Genomic DNA, 1,130 nt, shown 5'->3' with positions numbered 1-1,130 from the left:
TCAATGGCAGGGTCATTTGTGATTTCCTCAAGCTCATGTACAACCTCAGCATCTGGAAAGTCCCGTTTCACTTCTTCTGTCCGAGATGTCATGATTTTGCTGATTTGATATTCATCCAGAACATCCAGCAGCGGCCCGTGAAAAACAGAACCGGACAATCCGTATCCTAATATTCCAACCTTGATCGTATCCACTTTCCTTCTCCCCTTTAAAAGCGTTATCAACAGAAGTATATACCCTCCTAATCAAATGGTAAAACCTAACTGATTCATTTTTTGCGTCGGCATGCTTAGACAACCGTTTGGACAATCAGTATAATGGGAATTAATATCATTAAACAGAGGTGTACGCATGGAAAAGCATAACGAACATAAAACATTAAACCATAAAAGCTCGAAAGAAAAAGATCAGATTACAAACCGGCTTAAGCGGATTGAGGGCCAGGTCAGAGGCATTCAAAACATGGTGGAAAACGACAGATATTGTGTAGATATTCTTGTGCAAATTTCAGCTGTTCAGGCGGCAATGAAAAATGTGGCGCTTCATTTGCTTGAGGATCATGCCCATCATTGTGTAGCAGATGCCATCAAAAGCGGAGACGGGGAACAGGCCATTTCTGAGCTTTTGGACGTATTTAAAAAGTTCACAAAATCATAAAGCGTTTTTTTATTGTAATACCATACGGGGGTATGGTAGGATGAAAATAGAAAGAATAAACAGGAGGAATTGATTATGGAACAAAAAACATTGCAAGTTGAAGGAATGTCTTGTCAGCACTGCGTCAAAGCAGTAGAAACAAGCGTAGGAGAACTGGACGGCGTCAGTGCCGTTCATGTCAATCTGGAAGCGGGTAAAGTCGATGTTTCGTTTGATGCTGACAAAGTATCAGTCAAAGATATTGCGGATGCGATAGAAGATCAGGGCTATGACGTAGCTGAGTGATTCAAGGTATCGCGCCTTTAGGGAGGCGCGATATTTCTTTCATTTTTATATACCCCCCAGGTGTATATAAAGGAGTGAGTATGTTGAGTGAACAAAAGGAAATCGCGATGCAGGTCTCTGGTATGACCTGTGCGGCATGTGCTGCCAGAATTGAAAAAGGCCTGAAGCGAATGCCCGGTGTCACGGAT

4 protein-coding genes are annotated in these 1,130 nt (G+C 42.3%); 3 read left to right on the top strand and 1 reads right to left on the bottom strand.

The window, feature by feature from the left end:
• Nucleotides 1–224, bottom strand: a 224-nt coding sequence (locus tag ACWHAR_RS22600) for a Gfo/Idh/MocA family oxidoreductase (protein WP_452087892.1), incomplete at its 3' end; no start/stop codon positions are given.
• A gap of 127 nt (nt 225–351) precedes the next feature.
• Here ACWHAR_RS22600 and csoR point away from each other — a divergent pair.
• The 3 genes from csoR to ACWHAR_RS22585 form a co-directional block, all read left to right on the top strand.
• Nucleotides 352–657 (top strand): copper-sensing transcriptional repressor CsoR, encoded by a 306-nt coding sequence (gene csoR, locus ACWHAR_RS22595; RefSeq protein ID WP_003228404.1) that lies wholly within the window; start codon nt 352–354, stop codon nt 655–657.
• A 75-nt stretch (nt 658–732) separates the two neighbouring features.
• Nucleotides 733–942, top strand: a complete 210-nt coding sequence (gene copZ / locus ACWHAR_RS22590) for a copper chaperone CopZ (protein WP_003228406.1) — start codon at nt 733–735, stop codon at nt 940–942.
• Between the two features lie 47 nt (nt 943–989).
• On the top strand, nt 990–1,130 hold a 141-nt coding region (locus tag ACWHAR_RS22585), incomplete at its 3' end, for a cation transporter (protein ID WP_452087893.1).

It is taken from the genome of Bacillus sp. LR--39 (assembly GCF_053613335.1).
The sequence above is the reverse complement of the archived record's forward strand: the minus strand, read 5'-3'. Positions and strand labels throughout refer to the sequence as shown.

Bases quoted from the DNA above. Each gene is read 5' to 3' on its own strand.
- csoR (WP_003228404.1), top strand. From the start codon at position 352: ATGGAAAAGCATAACGAACATAAAACATTAAACCATAAAAGCTCGAAA.
- copZ (WP_003228406.1), top strand. From the start codon at position 733: ATGGAACAAAAAACATTGCAAGTTGAAGGAATGTCTTGTCAGCACTGC.